This window comes from Streptomyces sp. NRRL F-2664, assembly GCF_000719345.1.
Classification (GTDB): domain Bacteria; phylum Actinomycetota; class Actinomycetes; order Streptomycetales; family Streptomycetaceae; genus Streptomyces.
On record NZ_JOFX01000161.1, the window covers coordinates 1 to 3,794 of the forward strand.

The 3,794-nt window shown below is 73.2% G+C and carries 2 protein-coding genes and 1 pseudogene; all 3 read left to right on the forward strand.

Features of this window, described 5'->3' with window-relative positions; translation table 11 throughout:
• Positions 1 to 229 precede the first annotated feature (229 nt).
• Positions 230 to 1,354: pseudogene (locus tag IF89_RS0134970) on the forward strand (IS110 family transposase); the annotation flags it as partial.
• A 430-nt stretch (positions 1,355 to 1,784) separates the two neighbouring features.
• The gene (locus IF89_RS47310) at positions 1,785 to 2,333 is read left to right on the forward strand and encodes a hypothetical protein (protein WP_051808136.1); all 549 of its coding nucleotides are present in this window, start codon (positions 1,785 to 1,787) and stop codon (positions 2,331 to 2,333) included.
• Positions 2,334 to 2,830: 497 nt separating this feature from the next.
• Positions 2,831 to 3,682 (forward strand): hypothetical protein, encoded by an 852-nt coding sequence (locus tag IF89_RS49245; protein WP_078628778.1) that lies wholly within the window; start codon positions 2,831 to 2,833, stop codon positions 3,680 to 3,682.
• Positions 3,683 to 3,794 lie beyond the last annotated feature (112 nt).

A 3,794-nucleotide genomic window follows, 5' to 3' on the forward strand; every position in this document is an offset into this window, starting at 1 on the left:
GCTGGCCTCCGGGCCCGGTATGACTGTGTCCCCTCTGTCGAACGGATGACCTGGGGGGTGGTGTCGCCGGGCCCGGCAGGTGCCGTCACAGACGCTGATGAGAGACCCGGCCACCGCCCGGCCCGGCGCAAAGCCGGACAGTTCGCGGGCGGCAGGTCTGCATAACGTGGATGCGCGAGCACGGTGCCACCGCCGAGGCCGGCACGGTCAACACCTGCGGAAGGGTGCGATGTTAGACACCGAAGGCATAGGCGTCTTCCTCGGAGTGGACGTCGGCAAGACCGCCCACCATGGCCACGGGCTCACCCCGGCCGGGAAGAAGGTCTTCGACAAGCCCATGCCCAACAGCGAACCGAAGCTGCGGGCCGTCTTCGACAAGCTCAAGACCAAGTTCGGCACCGTCCTGGTCATCGTGGACCAGCCCGCCTCCATCGGCGCCCTGCCCCTGACCGTCGCCCGCGACGCCGGCTGCGAGGTCGCCTACCTGCCCGGACTCGCGATGCGGCGGATCGCCGACCTCTACCCGGGAGAGGCGAAAACCGACGCGAAGGACGCGGCAGTGATCGCGGACGCCGCCCGGACGATGCCCCACACCCTGCGTTCCCTGGAACTGACCGACGAGAACACCGCCGAGCTCACGGTGCTGACCGGCTTCGACCAGGACCTCGCGGCCGAAGCCACCCGCACCAGCAACCGGATACGCGGCCTGCCCACCCAGTTCCACCCGTCGCTGGAGCGCGTGCTCGGGCCCCGGCTCGACCACCCCGCAGTCACCTGGCTCCTCGAGCGCCACGGATCCCCGGCCGCCCTGCGCAAGGCCGGCCGACGCAGACTCGTCGAACTCATCCGACCCAAGGCCCCGCGCATGGCCGCCCGTCTGATCGACGACGTCTTCAACGCCCTCGATGAACAGACCGTCGTGGTTCCCGGCACCAGCACCCTCGACATCGTGATCCCGTCCCTGGCCGCCTCGCTCACAGCGGTCCACGAACAGCGCCGGGCACTCGAAGCCCAGATCAGCACCCTTCTGGAGGCCCACCCTCTTCACCCGGTCCTGACCTCGATGCCCGGAGTCGGAGTCAGGACCGCCGCCGTCCTCCTGGTCACCGTCGGCGACGGCACCGGATTCCCCAGCGCCGCCCACCTCGCCTCCTACGCCGGCCTCGCCCCCACCACGAGATCCTCAGGGACCTCGATCCACGGCGAACACGCACCCCGCGGCGGAAACCGGCAGCTCAAACGCGCGATGTTCCTCTCCGCCTTCGCCTGCATGAACGCCGACCCCGCCTCCCGCACCTACTACGACCGGCAACGCGCACGCGGCAAAACCCACACCCAAGCCCTCCTCCGGCTCACCCTCGCCGCATAACCAGCCCAGACACCCACCCACCACCACGTCCTTGACGAAGGACATAGAGACGCCCCCCCGCGGCCCCGCCCGCCCCGCCGGCCCCTTTCCCCGACCGGTCCCGGCCGCACCGGGCCCGCTCCCCCCGGGGCTGTCGGGGCGGGGCCCCGCTCCCCCGACCCGGCCCGGCCGCTCCGTCGGCCCCGCTCGTCGGCCCGACCCGGCCACGCTCCGTCGGCCCCCGCTGTCGGGCTCGCTCCGGCGGCCCGCTGCCGGCCTCGCTCCGGCGGCCTGTTGGGCCGGCGCCCGCAGCGCCGCTGCGCGGCCCCGGCCCGCCTTTTCCGCCCGCATCCCTGCAGTTCACCCCCGACCCGCTACCCCGACCCGTCCCCGTACACGTACTCGTCTCGTACCGGAAGAACAGGACTTCATCACCATGCGCCGCTCCACCACCCTCGCCACGATCGCCCTGACCGCGCTGACCCTGACCGGAGCGGCAGCGCTGCCGGCCCAGGCCGCCGAACGCCCCGCCCCCACACCCGCCGCCCTGTCCGCTCCCGCCTCCCCCGCCGCCTCCTCCCCCACCGGCTCCTCCGGGCCCGAGGCGGTGGCGGCCGCCGACAAGAGCGTCAGCGTCAGCGTCTCCATGGACCAGCTCGGCCACGGCAAGGCCATCGCCGACGCCCTGCGCAGCATCAAGACCGACAACCGCGGCACCTTCGTCCAGGAAGCCGTCGACAAGGCCTTCAAGGCCGCCGGCAGCCGGCACAACGTGATGCTGTTCAACCTCAGCCAGAACTACCACGACCAGTTCCAGGGCACCCGCGTCTACGCCAACGTCCAGTGGGGCAACATCCACTACGGCCTGTGGATCTTCGAGTCCGGCCAGTTCACCAACCAGGGCGACGGCGGCTGGATCAACTGGGGCTTCGTCGGCTGGTACGAGCGCAACGGCGGCCACGTGAAGTTCAACCGCTCCTGGTAACCCCCCGCCACCAGGCCCGCGGGGCGCCTCCCCACCACCGAACACCCCACCAACCCCCCGCACACCCCCGAACCGTCCGGCCCCTCCAGCGCCCCCGCCCCTGCACGGCGGGGGCGCTGCCCGTACACCTGGCAGGGGGCCGCTGCCCGTACACGGCGGGGGGCTGCCCGTGCCGGGCGCGCCGCTGCGACAAGGCCAGCGGGGCGGCTCCTCCATCACCGGCAGGGCCGAGCCGCCGAAGCCCCCGGCCAGCTCCCGGCGGCCGCCTCACCCCGGGCCCCGGCCCAGATGCCAGAGGCGGAGCGGGCCCACCCGCCCGCAGGACCGACACGGCTTCGCCACCGCGGGACACAGGCCCTGCCCCGCCCCCGCCCCGGGGGCCGGCGGGGTGGCGGGAAGCGTGTCGATACGGGACGCACACCACCTGGTCCGGCACGGTGGGCGCGTGCCCGGACGCGCACCGACCACCCCCGGGACGCGCGCAAAAAGGGGCCCACATGAACGACAACACCACCACCACCCCGACCGGCACCACCCACCCTGCCGAGCCCCCCACCGAGCCCCCCACCGAGCCCGACGCGACGTCCCGCACCGGGCCCGACGCGAAGCCCCTCACCGGGCCCGTCCCCGGGCGGGCGAGCGGTTCCCCGGCGGCCGGCCGCCGGGCCCTGCTCCTGGCCGCCGGCTCCGCCGCGGCCACCGCCCTGCTCGCCACCGCCTGCACCACCCCCGCCACCCGCACCACGGCGGCCCGCCCCACCCCCTCCCCCACCCCGGTCCCGACCCGGTCGAGGCGGGCCACGGCCGCGGCCCCCACCTGCGTCCTCGCCGTCACCGCCGGCGCAGGACCGTACTACCTCGACCTCGACCTGGTCCGCTCCGACATCACCCAGGGCCGCGAGGGAGCACCCCTGCGCCTGGACCTCACCGTCGTACGCGCCACCGACAACTGCCGCCCCGTCCCGGACGCACGCGTCGAACTGTGGCACGCCGACGCCGACGGCCAGTACTCCACCGGCACCGACACCTTCCTGCGCGGCACCCAGATCACCGACCCCACCGGGCACTGCGTCTTCCACACCATCGTGCCCGGCTGGTACGCCGGCCTCGCCCCCCACATCCACGTCAAAATCCGCCCCACCCCCCACACCGAAACCACCTCACAATTCTTCTTCCCCGAAGACCACCTCACCTCCATCTACACCCGACACCCCTACGCCCGCCGCACCCCACCCGCCCACCCCAACACCCGCGACCCCCGCTACCACAAAGCAGCCACCACCATGACCCTCCCCCTCACCCCCCACCCCACCGGCTACCACACCACCTACACCATCGGCATCACCTGAACCCCCACCCCCCCCCCCCCCCCCCCCCCCCCCACCCCCACAAAAACCCCCCCCCCCCCCCCCACACCGAAACCACCTCACAATTCTTCTTCCCCGAAGACCACCTCACCTC

Coding starts and splice junctions, on each gene's coding strand:
- IF89_RS47310 (WP_051808136.1), top strand. CDS start 1,785: ATGCGCCGCTCCACCACCCTCGCCACGATCGCCCTGACCGCGCTGACC.
- IF89_RS49245 (WP_078628778.1), top strand. CDS start 2,831: ATGAACGACAACACCACCACCACCCCGACCGGCACCACCCACCCTGCC.